Annotated in this window: 19 protein-coding genes and 3 pseudogenes; 20 read left to right on the forward strand and 2 right to left on the reverse strand. The window is 61.1% G+C overall.

Going from position 1 to position 23,071, the window contains the following annotated elements:
* The 3 genes and pseudogenes from E4P82_RS05030 to E4P82_RS05040 all read left to right on the forward strand — a co-directional run.
* On the forward strand, positions 1 to 708 hold a 708-nt coding region (locus tag E4P82_RS05030), incomplete at its 5' end, for an ISAzo13-like element transposase-related protein (protein ID WP_420887065.1).
* 11 nt (positions 709 to 719) lie between these two features.
* Positions 720 to 1,421 (forward strand): annotated as a pseudogene (locus E4P82_RS05035) (IS630 family transposase); the annotation flags it as partial.
* Positions 1,422 to 1,536: 115 nt separating this feature from the next.
* On the forward strand, positions 1,537 to 3,027 hold the full coding sequence (locus E4P82_RS05040; RefSeq protein WP_169247877.1) for an IPTL-CTERM sorting domain-containing protein: 1,491 nt from the start codon (positions 1,537 to 1,539) through the stop codon (positions 3,025 to 3,027).
* 250 nt (positions 3,028 to 3,277) lie between these two features.
* On the opposite strand, the pseudogene E4P82_RS23070 reads toward E4P82_RS05040, so the two are convergent.
* Together E4P82_RS23070 and xrtH are read right to left on the reverse strand one after the other, a co-directional pair.
* Positions 3,278 to 3,892, reverse strand: a pseudogene (locus E4P82_RS23070) (exosortase H-associated membrane protein); the annotation flags it as partial.
* Complete coding sequence (xrtH, locus tag E4P82_RS05045) at positions 3,790 to 4,275, reverse strand: exosortase H (RefSeq protein WP_169247878.1); 486 nt, start codon at positions 4,273 to 4,275, stop codon at positions 3,790 to 3,792. The gene xrtH and the pseudogene E4P82_RS23070, both read right to left, overlap by 103 nt.
* Before the next feature lie 251 nt (positions 4,276 to 4,526).
* Here xrtH and gyrA point away from each other — a divergent pair, with 251 nt between their 5' ends.
* From gyrA to E4P82_RS05130, 17 genes and pseudogenes are all read left to right on the forward strand, one after another.
* A complete protein-coding gene (gene gyrA / locus E4P82_RS05050; protein ID WP_169247879.1) occupies positions 4,527 to 7,142 on the forward strand; it encodes a DNA gyrase subunit A in 2,616 nt (871 codons plus the stop codon).
* Positions 7,139 to 8,224: a prephenate dehydratase gene (gene pheA / locus E4P82_RS05055; RefSeq protein ID WP_169247880.1), complete on the forward strand. Its 1,086-nt coding sequence runs from the start codon at positions 7,139 to 7,141 to the stop codon at positions 8,222 to 8,224. Before gyrA ends, pheA begins: the two co-directional genes overlap by 4 nt.
* A gap of 138 nt (positions 8,225 to 8,362) precedes the next feature.
* Complete coding sequence (hisC, locus tag E4P82_RS05060; RefSeq protein ID WP_169247881.1) at positions 8,363 to 9,487, forward strand: histidinol-phosphate transaminase; 1,125 nt, start codon at positions 8,363 to 8,365, stop codon at positions 9,485 to 9,487.
* Between the two features lies 1 nt (position 9,488).
* A complete protein-coding gene (locus E4P82_RS05065; protein ID WP_246327375.1) occupies positions 9,489 to 10,367 on the forward strand; it encodes a prephenate dehydrogenase in 879 nt (292 codons plus the stop codon).
* Between the two features lie 7 nt (positions 10,368 to 10,374).
* Positions 10,375 to 10,941, forward strand: coding sequence for a Uma2 family endonuclease (locus tag E4P82_RS05070; RefSeq protein ID WP_169247882.1), 567 nt, complete (start codon positions 10,375 to 10,377; stop codon positions 10,939 to 10,941).
* Positions 10,942 to 10,987: 46 nt separating this feature from the next.
* Positions 10,988 to 12,307: a 3-phosphoshikimate 1-carboxyvinyltransferase gene (gene aroA, locus E4P82_RS05075; RefSeq protein ID WP_169247883.1), complete on the forward strand. Its 1,320-nt coding sequence runs from the start codon at positions 10,988 to 10,990 to the stop codon at positions 12,305 to 12,307.
* Positions 12,304 to 12,999: a (d)CMP kinase gene (gene cmk, locus E4P82_RS05080; protein ID WP_169247884.1), complete on the forward strand. Its 696-nt coding sequence runs from the start codon at positions 12,304 to 12,306 to the stop codon at positions 12,997 to 12,999. Before aroA ends, cmk begins: the two co-directional genes overlap by 4 nt.
* A 215-nt stretch (positions 13,000 to 13,214) precedes the next feature.
* Positions 13,215 to 14,888, forward strand: coding sequence for a 30S ribosomal protein S1 (gene rpsA, locus E4P82_RS05085; RefSeq protein ID WP_169247885.1), 1,674 nt, complete (start codon positions 13,215 to 13,217; stop codon positions 14,886 to 14,888).
* A gap of 66 nt (positions 14,889 to 14,954) precedes the next feature.
* Positions 14,955 to 15,269 (forward strand): integration host factor subunit beta, encoded by a 315-nt coding sequence (locus E4P82_RS05090; RefSeq protein WP_169247886.1) that lies wholly within the window; start codon positions 14,955 to 14,957, stop codon positions 15,267 to 15,269.
* Between the two features lie 157 nt (positions 15,270 to 15,426).
* Positions 15,427 to 15,735 carry a LapA family protein gene (locus E4P82_RS05095; protein ID WP_169247887.1) on the forward strand — a complete coding sequence of 103 codons (309 nt, stop codon included), beginning with the start codon at positions 15,427 to 15,429 and terminating at the stop codon, positions 15,733 to 15,735.
* 7 nt (positions 15,736 to 15,742) lie between these two features.
* Positions 15,743 to 16,930 (forward strand): lipopolysaccharide assembly protein LapB, encoded by a 1,188-nt coding sequence (gene lapB, locus E4P82_RS05100; RefSeq protein WP_169247888.1) that lies wholly within the window; start codon positions 15,743 to 15,745, stop codon positions 16,928 to 16,930.
* A gap of 187 nt (positions 16,931 to 17,117) precedes the next feature.
* A complete protein-coding gene (locus E4P82_RS05105) occupies positions 17,118 to 17,465 on the forward strand; it encodes a ComEA family DNA-binding protein (protein WP_246327376.1) in 348 nt (115 codons plus the stop codon).
* A gap of 113 nt (positions 17,466 to 17,578) precedes the next feature.
* A pseudogene (locus tag E4P82_RS05110) lies at positions 17,579 to 18,830 on the forward strand (lipoprotein-releasing ABC transporter permease subunit).
* Complete coding sequence (lolD, locus tag E4P82_RS05115) at positions 18,823 to 19,539, forward strand: lipoprotein-releasing ABC transporter ATP-binding protein LolD (protein WP_246327377.1); 717 nt, start codon at positions 18,823 to 18,825, stop codon at positions 19,537 to 19,539. The pseudogene E4P82_RS05110 and the gene lolD overlap by 8 nt, the downstream one beginning before the upstream one ends.
* A gap of 17 nt (positions 19,540 to 19,556) precedes the next feature.
* Positions 19,557 to 21,872 carry a DNA internalization-related competence protein ComEC/Rec2 gene (locus E4P82_RS05120; RefSeq protein ID WP_169247890.1) on the forward strand — a complete coding sequence of 772 codons (2,316 nt, stop codon included), beginning with the start codon at positions 19,557 to 19,559 and terminating at the stop codon, positions 21,870 to 21,872.
* Positions 21,873 to 21,973: 101 nt separating this feature from the next.
* Positions 21,974 to 22,600, forward strand: a complete 627-nt coding sequence (locus tag E4P82_RS05125) for a MotA/TolQ/ExbB proton channel family protein (protein WP_169247891.1) — start codon at positions 21,974 to 21,976, stop codon at positions 22,598 to 22,600.
* Complete coding sequence (locus E4P82_RS05130; RefSeq protein WP_169247892.1) at positions 22,597 to 23,070, forward strand: ExbD/TolR family protein; 474 nt, start codon at positions 22,597 to 22,599, stop codon at positions 23,068 to 23,070. The genes E4P82_RS05125 and E4P82_RS05130 overlap by 4 nt, the downstream gene beginning before the upstream one ends.
* The last annotated feature ends 1 nt before the right edge of the window (position 23,071 follow it).

Consider the following 23,071-nt stretch of genomic DNA (forward strand, 5'->3'; position numbering starts at 1 on the left):
ATCTTCGCCAACATCCACGAGAAGGACCAAGCCTACGAAGGGAGGACGGTCATGCGCTTGAGCGATGGACTGCAAGGCCACGGTGAACATCGGCGAGTACTGCGTGGTGGTAAGACGCGCGGCGATAACAAGGCCAACGACCACGACATGGGGTGCAAGGAAAAATATACCCCCTTCGGCATGGTGAACGAGGACACTGCGGATCTGTACTTGGCCTTCGGCAGCTCCGCGAAGACCAGCGACTTCATCGTGGACTGCCTCTACTCGTGGTGGGATCACCAATCGCCAGCGGAACGCGATGCGTTCTCGCTGTTGCAGATCAAGGCCGACCATGGGCCGGAAAGTAATGGTCGACGCACGCAATTTCTCAACCGAATGGTGGACTTCGCCGATCACATCGGCAAACCCATCCAGCTCCTGTACTACCCGCCCTACCACAGCAAATACAATCCGGTGGAGCGTTGCTGGGGGAAATTTGGAAAAAGCACTGGAACGGCACAAAAACTGGCCGACGCTCAGACCATGCTGGCGTGGGCAAAGAGCATGACTTGGAAGGGTGTTCACCCGGTTGTGGAGTTGACTCGCAAGGTCTATGAAAAAGGTATCTCCCTTTCCAAAGAGGCCATGCAAGCGGTAGAGGCTCGGTTGGAACGCCATCCCGAGTTGCCCAAATGGGATATCCTGATTCGGCCCGCTTGCACGGTATGAGAATCTTCGGAAATCACCTTAAGCCTTGGTTGCGGGCCTCGTGGGTGATTCCGCCCCACGCCAATGCCGAGTTCGTCTGCGCCATGGAGGATGTCTTGGAGGTCTATACCCGACCCTATGATCCGACTCGACCGGTCGTCTGCCTGGACGAGACCAGCAAGCAGTTGGTGGCTGAAACCCGGACCCCGCTGCCGGTCGAACCGGGTCAGCCGCAACGGGTGGACTACGAGTACGAACGGCAGGGGACGGCCAATCTGTTTATGGCCGTTGAACCCCTCACCGGACAACGGTATGTCACTGTGACTGATCGACGCACCGCCGTTGATTTCGCCCAAATCGTCAAGGACTTGTTGGAAGTACGTTATCCCCATGCCGACAAAGTGGTCCTGGTCCTGGATAACCTCAATACCCATAAACCGGCTGCGCTCTATCAGGCTTTCGAACCCGCCGTTGCTTGGCGTCTCCTCGAACGACTGGAAATCCATCACACCCCCAAGCACGGCAGTTGGCTGAACATGGCCGAGATTGAATGGAGTGTCCTGAGCCAGCAGTGCTTGAATCGCCGTATCCCCGACGCCACCACCCTGGTCCGAGAGGTCACCGCTTGGCAACAGGCACGCAATGCCGATCCTCGACCCGTCAATTGGCGTTTCACCACCGCAGATGCACGCATCAAACTCAAACGCCTCTATCCGTCAATCCAGGTCGGGTGAGGTACTTTGTTCCGTGACCCGACTGGCCGATCCATCACAGCGATTACCTGAACCGGTGAGGACTCTCACAAAATCAGGTCAGGTGTGTCTACTACAAATAAGAAGGGGAGCTTTGATGAGTAATTGTTTCAGAAAGAGAATAACGATCATGGGGGTGGCCAGCCTGTTGTGGGGCGTCGTCGCCTCGCCTGTCCACGGTTCCGTTACGATGAGTCTGGGTCCGAACGGAGATGGTACTTACTTGCAGTGGAGCCTTGGCCTTGCTCGCTACACCTTTGTGGATGAGGCGGTCGGTTGTCAGGGTGATACGGATTTATTAAATCTTTTGACTGAAACTTGGATTCATGCGGGGCCACCGAATCCACTGGGCACTAGGCAGTCCGCGACCATTGACTTGACTTCCATCCCGAATGGGGCGCGCATTACTGCTGTGGACATCATCGTTTGCCAAAGCTCCACCGCATTGAATGGTGGTACGTTGACCTCGGGTGGTACATTCCAAACCTTCACCCGTCTGAATGGCGCCGACACTGATTCCGGGACTAACATCACCACATCTGGAGGATTCACCAACAGAACGGCAACCACTCAGACTATCGCCGTAAGTTCCATCACCAAGACGGGCGCGACCACCTTGGAAATCGGAGTGGTCAAGACGGGATCTGGTGGTGTCTTGAACCCCAGCAGACGCTCCGTCAACGTTTACACCTTGGCCGGAAATGTCACTTACTTGGCCTCCGATCTGCAGGTGACCAAGGCGGACAGCCCCGATCCGGTGCTTGCCGGCCAAGATCTGATCTATACGCTTAGCGTGACGAACAATGGTCCCGACGCCATCCCCGTCGGTGAAGACATCGTGATTCAGGATACCTTACCCGCTGGCTACGCAGTGACGGCGAGCAGCGGGGATGGCTCCTACGATACCGGAACCAATGAATGGACCATCAGCGACGGTCTGGCCAGCAGCGCTACCGCAACCATCCAATTGACGGTGCCCGTACCCAGTTCCGAGGCGGATGAAGCGGTCCTCAGCAATACCGCAGCAATCACCAGCACCCACCCGGACACGGACAACACCAATGATTCGGACACTGTAACGACCACCGTCAATCGTTCGACGGATTTGAACGTCACCGTTGCCGACGCGCCCGATCCCGTAACGGCTGGTGGCAGCGTGGCCTATACCGTGACCCTGACCAACGATGGGCCAAGCGATGCCTCGGGAGTTACGGTGAACATTGCCGAGACTTTCCCCGCTGGTGTCACCGAGGTTTCCGGGATACCAAGCGTTGGGACCTGGAGCAGTCCGACATGGACGGTGGGTGCTCTGACGGCAGGCGCATCGGCGACACTCACGCTGAACGTTAACGTCGCGGCCAATGCGACAGATGGTACCGATGTCATTTCGGTCACGACGACGGCGAGTGGTGCCGAGACTGACGACAACCCAGCCAATAACACGGCGACAGCAAATACGAGCATTCAGGCACGGGCGGCGGCAGCGCCCATTCCCACTCTGCAAGATTGGGCACTACTGCTGCTTGGGTTGCTGCTGGGTGGCTTGGTCTGGCGTCAGTCCCGGTGGACGGGGCGGATGTCGGCGTAATGTTTTTTCCGGCAATTTGTCCACCCGCCGTAGGGGAGTGGCTTGTTGTCGAGCAAAAAAGGCTCGTCATCCGACGGGTCTTTTTGCTGGGGATGGAAAATCGTTGCGCTGATCCTTTGCAGTGCACCGTCACTCCGTTCCGGGCGATACCGGCCGCGCTTCGCGATCCCGTGGCACCAGCTCGCCTAAAAAAATCCCGGTGCAGCGCCGCCCAGATCAGGATCGGCGCCACCGCCGGCAAAATCAGATATCCCAGTTGGTAAGCCAGCGCCAACAACTCCCGGGTCAAGGGTGTGGTGCCCATCTGTAGGGCGACGGCGGGGTCCATGTCGAAGACCAGGGTCTTGAGTGCCTCGCAGGCCACGCCCCAGACCGGTATCGGCAACAGCAGTAAGCCGCCCAAGACCGCACGATAGAGTTTTTCGCTCCAAGCCATCGGCGCCGCCAGGGTCAGCGCCAGCAGCATCGGCAGGCCGTAGGCGTACTTCAGCGCGTTGATCGTGAACACCAGTTGCCCGCGCGCGCCGAGCGGCGTCGAGCCATCCGCCGGCGCGGCCATGGCGAACTGGGTGACGATATCGACTGCCGTGCCCTGCTGCTCGACGGCGACGATGGCGTGCGGAAACAGATGGCTGAGGACAAAATGTGCCCATCCCGCGACCGGCATCAACAACAGTGGTGCCAGCGCGTACCAGAGTACGAACATGGGTACCAGCCACAGCAGCGTGTGGAGCAGGAAGCGATCGATCGGGCGGCGCGGCATCATGGCGAGACCGCCGGCGCCGGCAGCGTTCGCACCCACAGTAGATAGACGATCAAGCCATCCAGCATGATCAAGGCTTGCCAGAGATAGAGGTGCGCCCATTCGAACCAGACCGGGTTCCATTGCAACAGATAGAACAAGCTGACGATTCGAATCACGTTCAGGATTTGAATAGCCAAGAAGCCGAGCCCGAGCCCGATAAGTTTCTGTTTCCAACTGGCCGGGGTGGCGGCGATGGCGGCCAATACCACGATCATCGCCTCGACCCCGTTGCAGCCGGGCTGAATGCTGACCGCCGCGCCCGTCTCGACATTGCTCAGCACGATGCCATGCGCCCGCACCGTACTGTCGAAAGCCTGAAGTACGACGGCGCTCACTTGGGCCACCACCGCGGTGAACGGCTGAATGATCCAGATCTGTACCGGTTCCAATAGTTCGACGGTAAACAGCACCAGAAGAATCGTTGCAAAAGTAATCAAAGGCATGATGCGGGGATCTCGCGGACAAATCATGACTCGGCGGATACGGGAGCGGGGCGATCGCTGGTCCGCCGGAACTCTGAGACGCTATCTTAACGGGTCGCAATGACTTTTTCCCCTCCACGCATCTGGCGGGTTCCGATGCGCGACCAGGGGGATGTGACGATGCCGTCCGAATTCCGACCCCTGGCTGTGCTAAAATCCATCGTCTTACGGCTGCCCCAAGCGGCCGGGTTGGGTGCTGACGAGGGTCCCGCATGACTGATATCGCCAAAGAAATCCTGCCGGTCAATCTGGAAGACGAAATGCGGCAGTCCTACCTCGATTACGCCATGAGCGTGATCGTCGGGCGGGCGCTGCCGGACGTGCGCGACGGCCTGAAACCGGTGCATCGGCGGGTGCTGTTCGCCATGAGCGAACTGGGCAACGACTGGAACAAACCGTACAAGAAATCCGCTCGCGTGGTCGGCGACGTGATTGGTAAGTACCACCCGCACGGCGATTCCGCAGTCTACGACACCATCGTGCGCATGGCGCAGCCCTTTTCCCTGCGCTACATGCTGGTGGACGGGCAGGGCAACTTCGGCAGCATCGACGGCGACGCTCCGGCCGCGATGCGCTACACCGAGGTACGGATGGCCCGTGTCGCTCATGAACTGCTGGCCGATCTCGACAAGGAGACGGTCGATTTCGTCCCCAATTACGACGAATCGGAGCGCGAGCCGTCGGTCTTCCCGACCCGCTTGCCCAACCTGCTGGTCAACGGCTCCTCCGGCATCGCCGTCGGCATGGCCACCAACATCCCGCCGCATAATCTGACCGAGGTGGTGGACGCCTGCGTGGCGCTGATCGACGATCCGACGCTGGGTATCGCCGAACTGATGCGTCACATTCCGGGACCGGATTTCCCCACCGCCGCGCTGATCAACGGCGCCAGCGGTATCCGCGAAGCCTACGAGACCGGTCGCGGCCGAGTGCGGATGCGCGCCAGAACCGAAATCGAAGCCGACGAGCTGCGCAACCGGCAGGCGATCATCGTCACCGAGTTGCCCTATCAGGTGAACAAGGCCAGGCTGATCGAAAAAATCGCCGAGCTGGTCAAGGACCGCAAGCTGGAGGGCATCACCGAACTGCGCGACGAATCCGACAAGGACGGCTTGCGCATTTACATCGAACTGCGACGCGGCGAGGCCGCCGAGGTGGTGCTGAACAACCTGTTTCTGCACACCTCGCTGCAATGCGTGTTCGGTATCAACATGGTGGCGCTGGTCGAAGGCCAACCGCGTTTGCTCAATCTCAAGCAGATTCTGGAAGCCTTTCTGGCGCACCGCCGAGAAGTAGTGGTGCGGCGCACCGTATTCGATCTGCGCAAGGCCCGCGAGCGCGCTCACATCGTCGAAGGATTGGCGGTGGCGCTGGCCAACCTCGATTCTCTGATCGCGTTGATTCGCGCCGCCGCCGATCCCGCCGCTGCCCGCGTTGCGTTGCTGGAGCAGGTCTGGATGCCGGGTTCGGTGACCGAGCTGTTGGCCCGCTCCGGCGCGGCGGCGTCGCGGCCAGAGGATCTGCCGGCGGAATGTGGCCTGGGCGAAGCCGGCTACCGGCTGTCGCCGACCCAGGCGCAAGCGATTCTGGATTTGCGACTACACCGGCTGACTGGGCTAGAACAGCGTAAGTTGCTGGATGAGTATCAGGATTTGCTGTCCCGCATCCAGGATTTTCTGGAAATCCTTACCGTGCCGGAACGCTTGACGGCGGTGATCCGCGCCGAACTGTTGGAGTTGCGCGCCCAGTACGGCGACGCCCGTCGCACCGAGATTCTGCCCGACGAGCAGAACCTGAATCTCGAAGACCTGATCAACGAAGAAGCCATGGTGGTCACGCTGTCGCACGCCGGCTACGTCAAATCGCAGCCCTTGTCGTTGTATCGGGCGCAAAAGCGCGGCGGGCGTGGTCGGGCGGCCACCACCTTCAAGGAAGAGGATTTTGTCGACAAACTGTTTGTCGCCAACACCCATGACACCATTCTTTGCTTCTCCAATTGCGGCAAGGTGTACTGGAAGAAAGTCTACGAACTGCCGCAGGCCAGCCGGACCGCGCGCGGTCGCCCCATCGTCAACCTGCTACCGCTGGAAGAGGGCGAGCGGATCAACGCGGTATTGGCGGTGCGCGAGTTCAGCGACGATCATGACGTGTTCTTCGCCACCGCCAACGGCACGGTCAAGAAGACGCCGCTATCAGCCTATTCCCGGCCGCGTCCCAGCGGCATCATCGCGATCGATCTGCGCGAGGGCGACCAGTTGGTGAACGTGGCACTGACCCATGGTCAGAGCGATGTGATGCTGTTCACCGATGCCGGCAAGGTGCTGCGTTTCGCCGAGACCGAGGTGCGCGACACGGGCCGCTCCGCCTGTGGGGTGCGAGGTATTCGTCTGGGCGACGGGCAGAAGGTCATCGCCCTGATCGTGGTGGGCGAGGGCACGGTGCTGACCGTCACCGAAAACGGTTATGGCAAGCGCACGCCGGTCGATGATTATCCGCGCCGGGGTCGGGGTGGCCAGGGCGTCATCTCCATCCAGACCTCCGAACGCAACGGTCTGGTGACCGGTGCGGTGCAGGTCGAGAACGACCACGACATCATGCTGATTACCGACGGGGGTACGTTGGTGCGCACCCGGGTCGAGGAAATTTCACTGGTCAGCCGCAATACCCAGGGCGTGAAGCTGATCAGCCTGCAAGGCGACGAGAAACTGGTCGGGGTCGAGAAAATCGAAAGCATCGGCGAGGTGGACGTCTCCGGCGACGCGCCGGGCGATGACGAAAGCGCGCCGCCAGAGGATGCCCAGGGCGAAGGCGACGAGGGGCCGGCATGAACGAAGCGGACAGCCTGCGTGCACTGCGCGACCGCATCGATGCGCTGGACCGGCAAATCCAGACGCTGATCTCCGAGCGGGCGCGTTGCGCGCAGCAAGTGGGCGCGATCAAGCAGGCTGCTGGCGCCACCGGCAATTTTTATCGCCCCGAACGCGAGGCGCAGGTGCTGCGCCGGGTGCTCGAAACCAATCCGGGGCCGCTGAGCAACGAAGAAATGGCCCGGCTGTTCCGGGAGATCATGTCGGCCTGTCTGGCGCTGGAAGAGCCGCTACGCATCGCCTTTCTCGGCCCGGAAGGGACCTTTACCCAGGCGGCGGCGCTCAAGCACTTCGGCAAGTCCATTCACAGCATCCCCTTGCGGGCCATCGATGAGGTGTTCCGCGAGGTCGAGGCCGGCTCCGCCGACTACGGCGTGGTGCCAGTGGAGAATTCCACCGAGGGGGTGGTCAACCATACCCTGGACATGTTCCTGCAATCGCCGCTACGAATCTGCGGCGAGGTGCAGATTCGCATCAACCATCACCTGATCACCCGCGCTGCCGAATTGCCGGCCATCCGCCGCATCTATTCCCACCGGCAGTCGCTGGCGCAATGCCGCGAATGGCTGGATGCGAATTTGCCTCGGGTCGAACAGATCGAGGTGAGCAGCAACGGCGAGGCGGCGTTGCGGGTCCGCGACGAAGCGGACGCGGCGGCGATCGCCGGCCAGTGCGCGGCGGACATCTATCAGTTGCCGACCCTGGTCCGCAACATTGAGGACGAGCCGAACAACACCACCCGCTTCCTGATCATCGGTACCCAGCCGATCGCGCCGTCCGGCGACGACAAGACCGCGCTGCTGGTGGCCTCGCTTAACCGGCCCGGCGCATTGTTCAATCTGCTGGAGCCGCTGGCCCGGAACAAGGTCAGCATGAACCGCATCGAGTCGCGGCCCTCGCGGCGCGGCATGTGGGATTATGTGTTCTTTATCGATCTGGATGGCCATGCCCAGGACGAGCCGGTTGCCAGCACGCTCACCGAACTGCGCGAGCAGGCCAGCCTGTTTCGGGTGCTGGGCTCGTATCCGAAGGGCGTGCTTTGAGGTTGCTTGGCGCGGCTGGCATTTGGTTTCCCTGGATGAAGAGAGATCGGCGTGTAGCGTCGAGGTGATTTGAACGCGGCAGTGCCCCACTGCCTTGGTACGAGAAGCGATCTTCAAGCTCAAAGGAACTCATTCCCCATGTCCTGCGATTTCCTCTCCCTTGCCGCTCCCGGCGTGCGCACCCTGCAACCCTATCAGCCCGGTAAGCCGGAGAGTGAATTGCGCCGGGAATACGGTCTGAGCGACATCGTCAAGCTGGCGTCCAACGAGAATCCGCTCGGTCCCAGCCCCAAGGCCATGACCGCCGTGCGGGAAGCGCTCGGCGATCTGGCCCGTTACCCCGACGGTAACGGCTTCGAGCTTAAGGCGGCGCTGTCCGCCAAGCTCGGTATCTCCATGTCGATGCTGACGCTCGGTAACGGCTCCAACGACCTGTTGGAATTGGTGGCGCGGGCCTTTCTGACGCCGGAGCACGCAGCAATATTTTCCGAACACGCGTTCGCCGTCTATCCCATCGTTACCCAGGCCAGCGGCGCGACCGCTCGCGTCGCCAAGGCCAATCCGCCCGACCATGCCATGCCCCACGGTCACGATCCAGCAGCCATGCTGGCACTGATCAGTGATCGGACTCGGGTGATGTTCATCGCCAATCCCAACAATCCCACCGGCACCTGGTTGAAAACGGCGGAACTGGAGGCCTTGCTGGAAGCCGTTCCCGAACGGGTCATCGTGGTGGTGGACGAGGCGTATCACGAATACGTCGAGACCGAGGCGGACTGTCCCAGTGCCCTGCGCTGGCTCGACCGGTTTCCCAATCTCGTCGTCACCCGCACTTTCTCCAAGGCTTACGGTTTGGCCGGATTGCGGATCGGGTACGCGGTATCCCATCCTCAGGTGGCCGATCTGTTGAACCGGGTACGCCAACCGTTCAACGTCAATAGCCTAGCGCTGGTTGCGGCGGCGGCGGCGCTGGATGATGTCGAGCACCTGGAGCGCAGCCGGGCGACCAACCGCGCCGGCATGAAGCAGTTGCAGAACGCTTGCCGGCAATGGGGTTTGAGCTGGCTGCCATCGGCCGGCAACTTCCTGTGCGTCGACCTGGGCCAGCCGGGACGGGAAGTGTTCGTGGAGTTACTGAAGCGCGGTGTCATTGCCCGTCCGGTGGACAACTACGGCTTGCCGCGCCATCTGCGGATCAGCATCGGTACCGAAGCGGAAAACGCGCGCTGGATCGAGGCCATGCACGATATATTACGAGGTTGATATGGTGACGGAGCAGCCGTTGATCCAGCGCTTGTGCGTGATCGGTGTTGGTCTGATCGGAGGGTCGCTGGCCCGCGCGCTCCGGCAAGCCGGCGAAGTGGGCGAGGTGATCGGTTCCGGGCGTGGCGAGGACAATCTGCGTGCCGCCGTGCGGTTGGGCGTGATAGATCGCTATGACACCGATCCCATTCGTGCGGTGGCCGGTGCCGATGTGGTCGTCGTCGCCGTGCCACTGGGTGCCATCGAGCCGGTATTGCGCGCCATCGTTCCGCATTTGGCCCCCGCTGCGGTGGTGACCGATGTCGGCAGTGCCAAGGGCAGCGTGGTGGCGGACGTCGAGCGGATTTACGGCCATGTCCCGCCGCATTTCGTGCCTGGCCATCCCATCGCCGGTACCGAGCAGAGTGGGGTGGAGGCGTCTTTCGCCACCCTGTTTCAAGGCCGGCGGGTGATCCTGACTCCGCTGGCGGAAACCGCCGCCGCTTCGCACCACCTGATCAGGCGGATGTGGGAGTTGACCGGCGCCGAGGTGGTGGACATGGGCGTGCGCCATCACGATGCGGTGCTGGCCGCCACCAGTCATTTGCCGCATATGCTGGCTTACACCCTGGTCGATACCCTGGCGCGACTCGACGACCGGGCGGAAATTTTTCGCTACGCTGCCGGTGGCTTCCGCGATTTCAGCCGCATTGCGTCCAGCGACCCGAAAATGTGGCACGATATCTGTGTGGCCAACCGTGAGCAATTGTTGGAGATGATCGCGCTGTTCAGCGCCGATCTGGCGCGGTTGGCCGAGGCGATCCGCGCCGACGACCGCGCCGCTGTGCTCGCCATGTTCCAGCGCGCCAAACGTGCCCGCGATAACCTGTATCTGGAGTGATGAGGCCATGAACGCGGTTCTGGACTGGTTACCCCGGCATCGCCTGACGGTGGCGGACTATCACCAGATGAGCATGACAGGTGTTTTGGCGGAAGATGCCCATGTGGAACTACTTGAAGGGGAAATCTTCGACATGGCGCCGATTGGCAGTTTGCACGCGGGATCGATCAAGCACTTGGCTCGTTTGCTCATGAGCGCAGTGGGCAATCGGGCGATCCTGTCGATTCAGGATCCAATTGTGCTTGATGAGCACTCCGAACCGGAGCCCGATGTGGCGCTATTGCGGTCTCGCGCCGATTTCTATAAAACTCGCCATCCTCAGGCTAGTGATGTGCTGCTGATCATTGAAGTGGCCGATTCCTCACTGCGCTACGATCGAGAAGTCAAGCTGCCGTTGTATGCGCGGCATGGCATCGCCGAAGTCTGGATTGTCGATCTGGTTCTGAGCGCTGTGGATGTACATCGTCAGCCGCAAGCGGATCGCTATCGAGAGTCACTGCGTCTGAGCCCGCCCATACGACTGGCCCCACTGGCCTTCCCGGATCTCGACCTCGATCTGCGCGACCTGCTTTGATCCGGCTCGCACCGCCATTCAACTCAATCTCCGATCCAAGATTCCCATGACCGATCTGACCTTTACCGTAGAATCTGGCGGTGCGCTGCGTGGGTGCTTGCGGGTGCCCGGCGACAAATCGATTTCCCACCGAGCCATCATGCTTGGCGCGCTGGCCGAAGGCATGACCGCCGTGACCGGTTTTCTGGAAGGCGAGGACTGTCTGGCGACCTTGCGGGCTTTCCGCGCCATGGGCGTGCGCATCGACGGCCCGGACCAGGGCCGTGTGACCATACATGGCGCTGGTCTGCGCGGGTTGCGCGCGCCGGCAGGTACCCTGGACATGGGTAATTCCGGTACCTCGATGCGATTGATGAGCGGTCTGCTGGCCGGGCAGGCTTTCGATACGGTGCTGTCCGGCGATGCTTCGCTCAATCGCCGGCCGATGCGGCGGGTGACTGAACCGCTGGCGCTCATGGGCGCGCGTATCGAAGCCACCGAATCGGGCACCGCGCCATTGCGGATTCGTGGTGGTCAGCGCTTGACCGGTATCGATTATTTGCTGCCGGTGGCCAGCGCTCAGGTCAAGTCCTGTCTGTTACTAGCCGGCCTCTATGCTGAAGGAGTCACTCGCATCACCGAACCGGCGCCGACCCGCGATCACACCGAACGGATGCTGGAAGGGTTCGGCTATCCGCTCGCTCGCGAGGGCGACCGCACCGTCGCCATCACCGGCGGCGGGACGCTCCTGGGGACCGCAATCGATGTACCGGCAGATATCTCGTCGGCGGCATTCTTCCTGGTCGGCGCCAGTATCGGGCCGGGCTCCGATCTGCTATTGGAACATGTTGGCATCAATCCGACCCGCACCGGGGTGATCGACATCCTGCGCCTGATGGGGGCCGATATCGAGGTGTTGAACCCACGACTGGCCGGCGGCGAGCCGGTGGCCGATCTGCGAGTGCGCCACGCACCGTTGCATGGCATCCAAATCCCCGAGGATTTGGTCCCGCTGGCCATCGACGAATTTCCCGCATTGTTCATCGCCGCCGCCTGCGCCGAGGGTATCACCGTGCTGACCGGCGCCGAGGAGTTGCGGGTCAAGGAAAGCGACCGGATTCAAGTGATGGCCGACGGTTTGACGGCACTGGGCATCGCCGCTGGGCCGACCACGGACGGCATCGTCATTCGGGGTGGCACGCTGTCTGGAGGCACGGTCGACAGCCATGGCGACCACCGCATCGCCATGAGTTTCGCCATGGCCGCGCTGCGATCCCGCGATCCGGTTTCAATCCGTGATTGCGCCAATGTCAACACTTCCTTTCCCGATTTTGTGGCTTTGGCGCGCATCGCCGGTCTGAATCTGGCAGAGCGGGAGGCGGCATGAGCGACAAAGTGCCGGTCATCGCCATCGATGGGCCGAGCGGGGTTGGCAAGGGTACGCTCTGCCAATGGCTGGCAACGCAGTTGGGCTGGCATCTGCTCGACAGCGGCGCGCTGTACCGTCTGACCGCGCTGGCGGCGCAGCGCCGGGGCTTGCCGTTGGAGGACGAAGCCCGGGTGGCGGCGGTGGCTGTCGCGCTGGATGCGGTTTTCGTGGCCGATGTCGCGGGTACTTCACGGGTATTGCTGGACGGTGTCGAAGTGGGCGATGTCCTGCGTGGCGAAGCCACCGGTAATGCCGCGTCCCGGGTGGCGGCGCTGCCGGCGGTGCGGGCCGCGTTGTTGCAACGGCAACGGAATTTCCGCCGTCCCCCTGGTCTGATCGCCGACGGCCGGGATATGGGTACGGTGGTGTTTCCGCAAGCCGGACTCAAGCTATTCCTGAACGCCAGCGCCGAGGAGCGCGCCCGACGACGATATAAGCAGTTGATTGAAAAAGGCATGGATGCTAACCTTGCCGGCCTTATCGAGGAGATTGCCGAACGCGACGCTCGCGATGCCCAACGCGCGGTGGCGCCGCTCCAGCCCGCCGCCGATGCGGAAATGCTGGATACCACCCGATTGAGCGTGATGGAAGTGTGCGAGTGGGCGCTGGCGCTAGCGGTTCGCCGACTGGCGGTAAGGGTAATCCCCTAGGGTTCCGATCTTTACGTCGGCGGCGCCCTTGACTACGCTTTGACGTTACCGAATTGACCGAGTGCCGGGACTGGGCGCTCTGGGCGCAAGCCCTGAAGGTTTCCGTTGAGGCGGAAGCGCAGTCACTCGAAACCGGTTCGGGCGCCCCGTCGTTGCCGAACCTCATGCAAACCAACCCGTGGCGGCTCGTGCCGCCGGTTTTTGAGCTATAACCCATGACTGAAAGTTTTGCCGAACTGTTTGAACAGAGCCTGGCCGATAAGCAGATGCAGCCCGGCGCCATCGTCCAGGGATTGGTGGTGGAAATCCGGGCGGATACCGTGGTGGTTAACGCCGGCCTGAAATCGGAAGGACTGATTCCGCTCGAACAGTTTTACAACGAAGAGGGCGTGCTCGAAGTCAAGGTCGGAGACGAGGTCGAGGTCGCCCTGGACGCCCTTGAGGATGGTTTCGGCGAAACTCGGCTCTCCCGCGAGAAGGCCAAACGCGCCCGGGTCTGGAGTGCCCTGGAAAAGGCATTCGAAGGCGAGGAAATCATCAAGGGCCTGATCAGCGGCAAGGTCAAGGGCGGCTTCACCGTGGATATCGGCGAGATCCGTGCCTTTCTGCCCGGTTCGCTGGTGGATGTGCGACCAGTGCGGGACGCCGCCTATCTGGAAGGTAAGGAACAGGAATTCAAGGTCATCAAGCTGGACCGTCGCCGCAATAACGTGGTGGTTTCGCGCCGAGCGGTAGTGGAGCAGGAATACAGCGCCGAACGCGAAGCGCTGCTGCAGAATCTGCAGGAAGGTCAGATCGTCGAGGGCGTGGTCAAGAATCTCACCGACTATGGTGCCTTCCTCGACCTTGGCGGTATCGATGGCCTGTTGCACATCACCGACATGGCTTGGCGACGGGTCAAGCATCCTTCCGAGGTGGTGGCTGTCGGTGATCACATCCAGGTCAAGGTGCTCAAGTTCGACCGCGAGCGCAACCGCGTTTCACTGGGTCTCAAGCAGTTGGGTGACGATCCCTGGATCGCGTTGGCCCGCCGTTATCCGGTTGGGACGCGGGTATTCGGCAAGGTGACCAACATCGCCGACTACGGTTGCTTCGTGGAGATCGAAGAAGGCGTCGAAGGCCTGGTCCATGTCTCCGAGATGGACTGGACCAACAAGAACGTGAACCCCAATAAGGTGGTGGCGCTGGGCGATGAAGTCGAGGTGATGGTGCTCGATATCGACGAAGACCGCCGCCGCATCTCGTTGGGCATGAAGCAGTGCCAGCAGAACCCTTGGGAAGAGTTCGACCAAGGCCATGCCAAAGGCGATCGCGTTTCCGGCAAGATCAAATCGATTACCGATTTCGGTATTTTCATCGGCCTGGACGGTGGCATCGACGGTCTCGTGCATCTATCGGACATTTCCTGGAATATGCCCGGTGAAGAAGCGGTACGTCAGTACAAGAAGGCTCAGGAAGTCGAGGCAGTGGTGCTGGCGGTCGATCCCGAGCGCGAGCGCATCTCGCTGGGTATCAAGCAGCTCGACAAAGATCCATTCTCCAATTTTGTCGCCGATCATCCCAAGGGCAGCGTGATCATGGGCCGCGTGGTTTCGGTGGATTCCAAGGGGGCCATGGTCGATCTGGGCAACGGTGTCGAGGGGACGCTGCGTGCTTCCGAACTGTCGCGCGAGCGGGTTGACGATGCCCGATCGCTGTTGAAGGAAGGCGAGGAAATCGAGGCGAAATTCATCGGCGTCGATCGCAAGAATCGCACTATTACCTTGTCGATCAAGGCCAAGGATATGGCCGAGGAGGCGGAAGTCATGCAGGACTACAGCCGAAAATCCAGTACTGGCGCGACCTTGGGGGATATTTTCAAGGAGCAGATGGGCGCGCAAGACGAATAAGGCCTGTAGCAATTTCCTCCCTCCCGCAAGGGAGGGAGGTGTAGTCATTTTTCGATGGGGGACTTCATGACAAAATCGGAGTTAATCGAAATTCTCGCGCGCAAACGCGGCGATGTTCCCTATAAGGATGTGGAACAGGCGGTCAAGACCATGTTGGAGCAGATGAGTGAATCGTTGGCTGGTGGCGAGCGGATCGAAATTCGTGGTTTTGGGAGTTTTTCGTTGCATTTTCGCCCCCCACGGATCGGTCGCAACCCTAAGACCGGTGATGCCGTGACGCTGACCGGCAAATATGTGCCACACTTCAAACCGGGTAAGGAGTTGCGCGAACGAGTCAACGACTACCACGCTTATCATGACGGTGGCGATGGGTTTTTGTAATATTTCCATCGATCCGGCAGGTGGTCGGCTGTCATTGGCCGTTCAAAAACCCACGGTATAGAGTGGGTTTTTTGTTGAGAGGCTGGAAGAATGCTCACAAATCGATAGACTTCTTCATTCTATCGATTTCAAGCCGCTCCGGCGGTGGGGGAAGCTGATGTTCTGGATTAAATTCATTCTGATTGCCGCCATTCTGCTGGTCGTATTACTGTTGGGGGTGGAATTTTCCACGCTCAATGCCAATGACGTGACCGTCAAATACCTGTTGGGCGAGGGTGAGGTCAAGGTGTCGCTGGCGCTGGTGGTGGTGTACGCTTTCGCCGCCGGCGTATTGGTGACCGCGCTGATCGGAGCCTTCGTCGTATTACCCTTGCGCTGGCAAGTGGCTCGGTTGCGTCAGGCTGTATCCAGCAAGGAGCAGGAAATCAACTTGTTGGTCAGGAAAGCAGGCCGGGAAATGCGTTGAGCGACCGGTGCTGTTTCGCTGGGCCATGATGGAATTACTGTGGCTGCTGTTGCCCATTGCCGCTGCCTCTGGCTGGTGGGTGGCTCGGCGCGACCACGCGCGGCGGAGCGATGCAACCGTTCGCAGCACCGAGTATTTCAAGGGTTTGAATTACCTGATCGACGATAAGCCGGATCAAGCCATCGAAGTTTTTACCCGCATGGCCGATGTGGATCAGGATACCGCCGAAACGCACTTGGCTTTGGGGAACCTGTTCCGCCGTCGCGGTGAAGTGGACCGGGCGATCCATATCCACAGTAGCCTGATCGCACGAACCAACCTGACCGACGATCAGCGCCGCCGGGCCATGCTGGAACTGGGCGAGGATTATTTGCGCGCTGGCTTGTTCGATCGGGCCGAGGCCTTGTTTCAGGAGTTGGTGGACCAGCCCGATCACATGGAAGTGGCGCTGTCCCGCCTGATCCACATCTTGCAGCAGGAAAAGGACTGGCGCCAGGCGATTGTCTATTGCGATCGGCTGGAGCGGATCGGTGGCGAGTCCAGGCGACGGCAGACCGCGCATTTCTGCTGTGAACTAGCCGAGGAAGCAAACTCGCGCAACGCACTTGCCGAAGTCAGAATGTGGCTGCTCGACGCGCTGGCCCGCGATCCGGATTGTACCCGTGCCAACCTGCTGTTGGGCAATCTGGCGATGTGCGCGGGCGACCATCAGGCAGCGATCCGGGCTTTTCAGGCGGTTGAGCGGCAGGATCGCGGCTATTTTCCGGAAGTGATCGCGCCCCTCGGTCAGTGCTACGGTACACTCGGCCATCTCGATCAATGGCTGACCTACCTGCGTGATGTCCAGCAACGGGACCATGGCGGACGGATCACGGATGCGCTGGCCGAATGGTTGCTGCGACAGGAAGGCGAGGAGGAGGCGCTGCGGTTTCTCGAACGCGAACTACGAGAGTATCCGACCCTGCTCGGACTGCGCCGGCTGGTCGAGATTAAGTTGGGGCGGGGCGAAGGCGCGGAGTACGCTGATTTGAAAGCCTTGCACTGCATCAGTACGCAGATGCTTAACAATGCCGCCCGTTACCGCTGCGATAACTGCGGCTTCGTCGTCAAATCCCTGCACTGGTGTTGCCCCAGCTGCCTGCAGTGGAGCACGATCAAGCCGATACCCGACCTGGTGATGAAAACCAGTGCGTAGTAGATCTTGTCGTGACGGTGCAAACCGCCAAGTTTTTGCCGGTTAAAACGCACTTTTGCATCATTTCCAGCGTTTTTGTCTCAATAAGCTCCATCCAAGTTGCATTCGTATTTTTTATTGGCTAAGTTATGAGTACTGGTGCGTGCGCGCCAGCAGGACACTGTCTCCAATTTCATACTTTGGGAGGATGCTGATGAGATTGATAAATGTGATCTTTGGTTTGTTGCTGGCGTTCTGTTCCGCAGTGACGTTCGCGCAAGCGATAGATATCAATACGGCGACCGCCGCGCAGTTGGAGGGCTTGAAGGGCATTGGTCCGAAGAAAGCAGCCGAAATTGTGAAGTATCGAGAGGCCAATGGTCCTTTCAAGTCCGTGGAGGATTTGAGTAAGGTGCAGGGCGTCGGCGCAAAGACGTTGACCGCCAATAAAGATATGTTGATGGTCGGCGGGGCTGCCATGCCAGCGACGCCGAAGATGCCCGAAGTGCCCAAGGCCGCCGTACCAGCCGTGCCGGTTGAGCCAGCCAAGCAGTAATCATCGCGTCTTAAATTTTGCGAGAAGTCGTATTGGCCGCCTCTTGGGCGGCCAACGTCCTATAATGGCGCGTTTCCCGGCAGCCGCCGCAACTCATGATCGGGATCGTGTTCATGTTTCGTCCCCTAGAATTGTTCATTGGCTTGCGCTACACCCGTGCCAAGCGTCGCAATCACTTCATTTCCTTCATTTCCCTGACTTCGATGCTAGGCATTGCCTTGGGGATTACCGCCCTGATCACCGTGTTGTCGGTGATGAATGGGTTTCAGCAGGAGCTGCGCGGACGCATTCTGGCCATGACTGCCCATGCCACGATCAGTCGCTGGAGCGGGCCGCTGGAAAATTGGCGGGCAGTGCGGGATCAGGTGCTGCAAAATCCCGAAGTCCAGGGCGGAGCCCCGTTTATTCGCGGCGAGGCGATGCTGAATAACGCTTCGCTGGTCAGTGGCGCGTTGATCCAAGGGATTCTGCCGGACGAGGAGCAACAGGTTTCCGATATCGACGGCAAGATGGTGCAAGGTTCGCTGGACGATCTGCGCCCCGGCGGTTTCGGCATCATTCTCGGTAAGGAACTGGCCAATGCCCTGGGGCTGATGGTAGGCGACAAAGTGACGGTCATTACCCCGCAGGCCACCGTGACCCCAGCCGGGGTGTTACCTCGGCTCAAGCGTTTCGATGTGGTTGGAATCTTCAAGGCCGGCATGTACGAATACGACCGGGGGTTGGCGTTGGTGCATGTCGCGGATGCCGGCAAGCTATTCCAGTATCCAGATGGAGCGGTCAACGGTGTGCACTTGAAGCTGCGCGATCTGTTTCAGGCACCGCGATTGGCCCGCCAGCTCGCCGCGCGGTTGCCGGACGGCTATCTGGCCCGCGACTGGACTCAGGATCATGCCAGTTTTTTTTCGGGCGGTGCAGATCGAAAAAACCGCGATGTTCGTGATCTTGACCCTGATCGTGGCGGTGGCGGCCTTCAATATCGTATCCGCCCTGGTGATGGTGGTGACCGACAAACAGGCTGATATCGCCATCTTGCGCACACTGGGCGCAACGCCGCTCAGCATCATGGGCATCTTCATTGTGCAAGGCATTACCATTGGGTTGGTCGGCACCCTGCTGGGTTTGGCTGGTGGAGTAGCGTTGGCGACCCATGTCGATGTCGTGGTGCCCTTTATCGAGCGACTATTCGGGGTCAAATTTCTGGCCCCGGATGTGTATCTGATCAGCGACTTGCCCTCGCAGGTTCAATGGGGCGATGTTACGACCATCGGTCTGGTGGCTTTCGGATTGGCGACGCTGGCGACGCTGTATCCCGCTTGGCGCGCGGCGCGGACCCAGCCGGCGGAGGCGCTGCGTTATGAATGAGGCCAAAACGATGGAAGCGGCGAACGATGGAACAGTAGTGTTGGAATGCCGCCAGTTGGCGAAGGCGTTCCGGCAGGGCAGCGAGCGCTTGGAAGTGTTGCGGGAAGTCGATTTCCTGATCCGGCGCGGCGAACGGTTGGCCATCGTCGGAAGTTCTGGATCGGGTAAGAGTACGCTGCTGCACCTGTTGGGTGGTCTGGATACGCCAACCGCAGGTTCGGTGTGGGTGGCGGGCCGGGAACTGAGCCGACTGGGCGATGCCAACCGAGGGCGGTTGCGCAATCGCTGGTTGGGATTCGTCTATCAATTCCACCATCTGTTGTCGGAGTTCACGGCCTTGGAGAATGTGGCGATGCCCTTGCTGATTCGCGGCGAGGCATCAGCCGAGGCGGCGAGACGGGCGGCGGAGTTGCTGGAGCGGGTCGGGCTGGGCCAGCGATTGCGGCACAAGCCGGGCGAACTGTCGGGTGGCGAGCGCCAGCGGGCGGCGGTGGCGCGGGCCTTGATCACCGAACCGGCCTGCGTGCTGGCCGACGAACCGACCGGCAATCTCGATCGGCATAGCGCCGAACAGGTATTCGAGCTGATGCTCGAACTGAACCGTGATCTCGGCACCAGTTTCGTGGTGGTCACCCACGACCCGGTGTTAGCGACCCGCATGGATGCAGTGTTGCGGTTGACGGATGGCGTGTTGGCGCGAGAGTGCTGAGACGACGATGATCACCCATGCGTCTGGGAGCCGTCGCTTTTTTGCTGGGGATTCTGGTCTTGCAGACGCTGCCGGAACTACCGGGTCGTGTTTGGACCTTGGGGTTGCCCGGTGTGCTGGCGGTGTTGGCATTCGTGCCCCGCTGGCGACTGCCAGCATGGAGCGCGGCTGGGTTTCTGTGGGCGCTGTGGTTGGTGCCGCCGCCTGCTCCGCTACCGACGGAACTGGAGGGCGTCGATATGTGGGTGGAAGGTTGGATCGCCGCCATCCCCGACCGTGGAGGGCGCAGCACCCGTTTTGAGTTCGTGGTCGGCCGGGCGCTGGCGCGGGGCGAGGAATCCGCCACCTTGGTCGGCCAACGCTTGCGGCTGTCGTGGTGGAGCGACTCCACCGGCATCGAAAATGCGGCGAAAACGATTCCTTCCTTACGGGTTGGCGACCGCTGGGGCTTCGCGGTACGACTAAAGCGGCCACATGGCCTGCTCAATCCGGGCGGTTTCGACCATGAGCGTTGGCTGTACGCCAGAGGCATCGTCGCCACGGGCAGCATCCGTTCCCATCCGATGCCCCGTTTACTGACCGAAGCCGAACGCTATCCCTTGGATCGGTACCGCCAGCAGGTAGCCGAAGCCTTCGACCGCCTGCTGCCCGGTAACCCGCAAACCGGGGTATTGACCGCGCTGGCGATGGGCGAGCAGGGCGGCATCACGCCTTGGCAATGGGATGTGTTCAACCGCACCGGCGTCGGCCATCTGATGTCCATTTCCGGTTCGCACATCGGCCTGATCGCCGGCATGATGTTCGCGCTGGCCTGGGGATTCTGGAGCCGGATTCCGGCGTTGGCCTTGCGCTGGCCAGCCGCGCGGGCGGCGGCGCTGGTTGCCTTGGTTGGAGCGGGTGGCTATGCGCTGCTGTCCGGTCTGTCGGTGCCGGCGCAACGCGCTTTCCTCATGTTGGCGGTGGCGATGACCGCGTTGTTTTTCCTGCGCGCCGCCGCGTCCAGCCATATTCTGGCCTTGGCGCTGCTGACGGTGTTGATCATCGATCCGAAAGCGCCTTTGCTGGTGGGGTTCTGGTTGTCGTTCGGCGCGGTGGCGGCGATTCTCTACAGCGTCGGTGGACACTGGCGCGTGCGCCGGCCGCTTGGCCAGACGATCGGCTTGCAATTGAGCATCGCATTGGCCCTGTTGCCGCTGTTACTACTGTTTTTCCAGCGATTCCCGCTACTTTCACCATTGGCCAACCTGATCGCCATTCCCTGGGTGGGCTGTACGGTACTGCCGTTGACTTTGCTGGCGGTTCTGGCAGGTTGGATCGGTCCCGCTGTGCAGGCCCCGTTGCTGGAAGGCGCGGCGCTGACCATGGAAGGGCTTTGGCGGATTCTGCTCTGGCTGGATCGGTGGCCGGGCATGGTGTGGTACAGGCCGGAGCCACCCTTGTGGGCGCTGGCGTTCGCCCTGCCGGGTGTGGCGCTGTTGTTGGGGCCTCGCGGCCTGCCGGGTCGCTGGCTGGGGTTGCCGCTGTGTCTGCCCCTGTTGTGGCCACCCGCCGCCACGCCACCTTCTGGCGGGGTCTGGTTTACCCTGTTGGATGTGGGACCGGGGCTGGCGGCGGTGGTGCGGACCCAGCATCATGTACTGGTTTACGACACCGGGCCGCGATTGGGAGAAACGCTGGATGCCGGTCGGGCTGTGATCGCGCCCTTTCTACGCCAGCAAGGGGTGATTAAGCTGGATATGCTGATCGTCAGCCATGCCGACAAGCAGCATACCGGCGGCGTGCGCTCGTTGCGGGAGCAGATGCCGGTTGGGCGTATTCTAACCTCATCGCTGGAACAGACGCCGATCGATGGCGCTGAACTCTGTCGGGTGGGCCAGGACTGGGAATGGGACGGCGTGCGGTTTCGACTGTTGCATCCACCCGCGACGGGATTCGTTGATGACGAAGCTTCCTGCGTGCTCCAGGTGATTGGATCGGCCGGTCGCGTGTTGTTGCCGGGGGATATCGAAACTCGCGCCGAGGCTGCCCTGACCGCGATCCACGGCGCTGAGCTGGCCGCCGATGTGCTGGTCGCGCCGCATCAGGGCCGGCGCAATCTGTCGGTGCCCGCGTTTCTGGCGGCGGTGCAACCACACTACATCTTGTTTTCGACCGGTTATCGCAACCGGTTCGATTATCCCCGTCCGGAAACCGTGGCCCGCTATCTAGCGACTGGCGCCACGCTGCTCGATGCTTCCCACGAAGGGGCACTCACCTTCCGGTTGGAACCGGGTCGGCCATTGGCGCCGGAGCGATACCGACGCGACCACCATCGCTACTGGACCGCGCCCTAACTGGGGCGAGCCCGCGACAAATCCGCCAAATCCAGTATGATTGAACGCCCACTACGAGATTGGGACAAAGTGACGATGCAAAGTGGGATGGAGAGGATGGCATGCCTGAATTGATCAAGGCCGGCGGTTGGCTGATCGTGCCGATTCTGGTCTGCTCGTTGGTGGCGGCGATCATCATCTTCGAGCGCCTGCTGGCGCTGCGGCGGGCACGGGTGCTGCCAGGGCGATTGATGACGATTCTCCAGCACTGGATCGAACTTGGCGCGATCGACCAGCAGGAAATGCAAACATTGCCACTGGCTTCGCCGCTGGGCCAGATCGTGGCGGCGGGTTTGGCCAATCGCGGCCGTCCCCGCGAAGTGCTGCGGGAACGGATCGAAGACACCGGCCGCCATGTGGTGCATGAGTTGGAACGGTTTCTCAACACCTTGGGCACCATCGCCGCCATCAGTCCGCTGTTGGGTCTGCTGGGCACCGTGGCTGGCATGATCAAAATCTTTCAGGTGGTTTCCGTGCAGGGCAACAGCAACTTCAGTCTGCTGTCGGTGGGGATCGCCGAGGCATTGGTGACGACCGCCGCCGGGCTGACCGTCGCTATCCCCAGCTTGTTGTTCTACCGCTATTTCCAGGGCCGCGTGGATGAACTGGTGGTGCGCATGGAGCAGGAGACCTTGCAATTGATCGACTTGCTGGATAGTGGGACAGAGGCTAGGGAGCAGCGGCCATGAATCTGCGCCCTCGCCGCCGCGACGATCCTGAACTCAATCTGGTGCCGATGATCGACGTGGTGTTGGTGCTGTTGATTTTTTTCATGATTGCCACCAGCCTGCGGCACGAGTCGGAGCTGGAAATCCGGTTGCCGGAGGCATCATCGGGCAAATCGTTGCCGGACAGTCTGGCGTCGCTGGAAGTGAGCATCGATGCGGCGGGCCATTATTCCATCCATGGCATTGAGGGGCGGCTGCTGGATCCGACGACCGATGTGGCGCTGTTGCGGGAAGGGCTGCTGAAAGCCTCCGGCGGGCGAGAGTTGCCATTGAAAATCAGCGCCGATGGCCAAACCCCGCACCAGGCGGTGGTGACGGTACTGGAAGTCGCCGGCCAACTGGGTTTGAGGCAGGTGGATATCGCCACCATGAACGCCGCGCCCACCACCGTGCCACCGCCGTCCGCCACCAACCCGTCGCCGACGCCCTGAC

Source organism: Candidatus Competibacter phosphatis (assembly GCF_012939995.1).
Taxonomy (GTDB): Bacteria; Pseudomonadota; Gammaproteobacteria; order Competibacterales; family Competibacteraceae; genus Competibacter; species Competibacter phosphatis.

Coding starts and splice junctions, on each gene's coding strand:
- rpsA (WP_169247885.1), top strand. CDS start 13,215: ATGACTGAAAGTTTTGCCGAACTGTTTGAACAGAGCCTGGCCGATAAG.
- hisC (WP_169247881.1), top strand. CDS start 8,363: ATGTCCTGCGATTTCCTCTCCCTTGCCGCTCCCGGCGTGCGCACCCTG.
- cmk (WP_169247884.1), top strand. CDS start 12,304: ATGAGCGACAAAGTGCCGGTCATCGCCATCGATGGGCCGAGCGGGGTT.
- gyrA (WP_169247879.1), top strand. CDS start 4,527: ATGACTGATATCGCCAAAGAAATCCTGCCGGTCAATCTGGAAGACGAA.
- E4P82_RS05040 (WP_169247877.1), top strand. CDS start 1,537: ATGAGTAATTGTTTCAGAAAGAGAATAACGATCATGGGGGTGGCCAGC.
- E4P82_RS05120 (WP_169247890.1), top strand. CDS start 19,557: ATGCGTCTGGGAGCCGTCGCTTTTTTGCTGGGGATTCTGGTCTTGCAG.
- pheA (WP_169247880.1), top strand. CDS start 7,139: ATGAACGAAGCGGACAGCCTGCGTGCACTGCGCGACCGCATCGATGCG.
- E4P82_RS05065 (WP_246327375.1), top strand. CDS start 9,489: ATGGTGACGGAGCAGCCGTTGATCCAGCGCTTGTGCGTGATCGGTGTT.
- E4P82_RS05095 (WP_169247887.1), top strand. CDS start 15,427: ATGTTCTGGATTAAATTCATTCTGATTGCCGCCATTCTGCTGGTCGTA.
- E4P82_RS05125 (WP_169247891.1), top strand. CDS start 21,974: ATGCCTGAATTGATCAAGGCCGGCGGTTGGCTGATCGTGCCGATTCTG.
- E4P82_RS05105 (WP_246327376.1), top strand. CDS start 17,118: ATGCTGATGAGATTGATAAATGTGATCTTTGGTTTGTTGCTGGCGTTC.
- E4P82_RS05070 (WP_169247882.1), top strand. CDS start 10,375: ATGAACGCGGTTCTGGACTGGTTACCCCGGCATCGCCTGACGGTGGCG.
- lolD (WP_246327377.1), top strand. CDS start 18,823: ATGAATGAGGCCAAAACGATGGAAGCGGCGAACGATGGAACAGTAGTG.
- xrtH (WP_169247878.1), bottom strand. CDS start 4,275: ATGCCTTTGATTACTTTTGCAACGATTCTTCTGGTGCTGTTTACCGTC.
- E4P82_RS05090 (WP_169247886.1), top strand. CDS start 14,955: ATGACAAAATCGGAGTTAATCGAAATTCTCGCGCGCAAACGCGGCGAT.
- aroA (WP_169247883.1), top strand. CDS start 10,988: ATGACCGATCTGACCTTTACCGTAGAATCTGGCGGTGCGCTGCGTGGG.
- E4P82_RS05130 (WP_169247892.1), top strand. CDS start 22,597: ATGAATCTGCGCCCTCGCCGCCGCGACGATCCTGAACTCAATCTGGTG.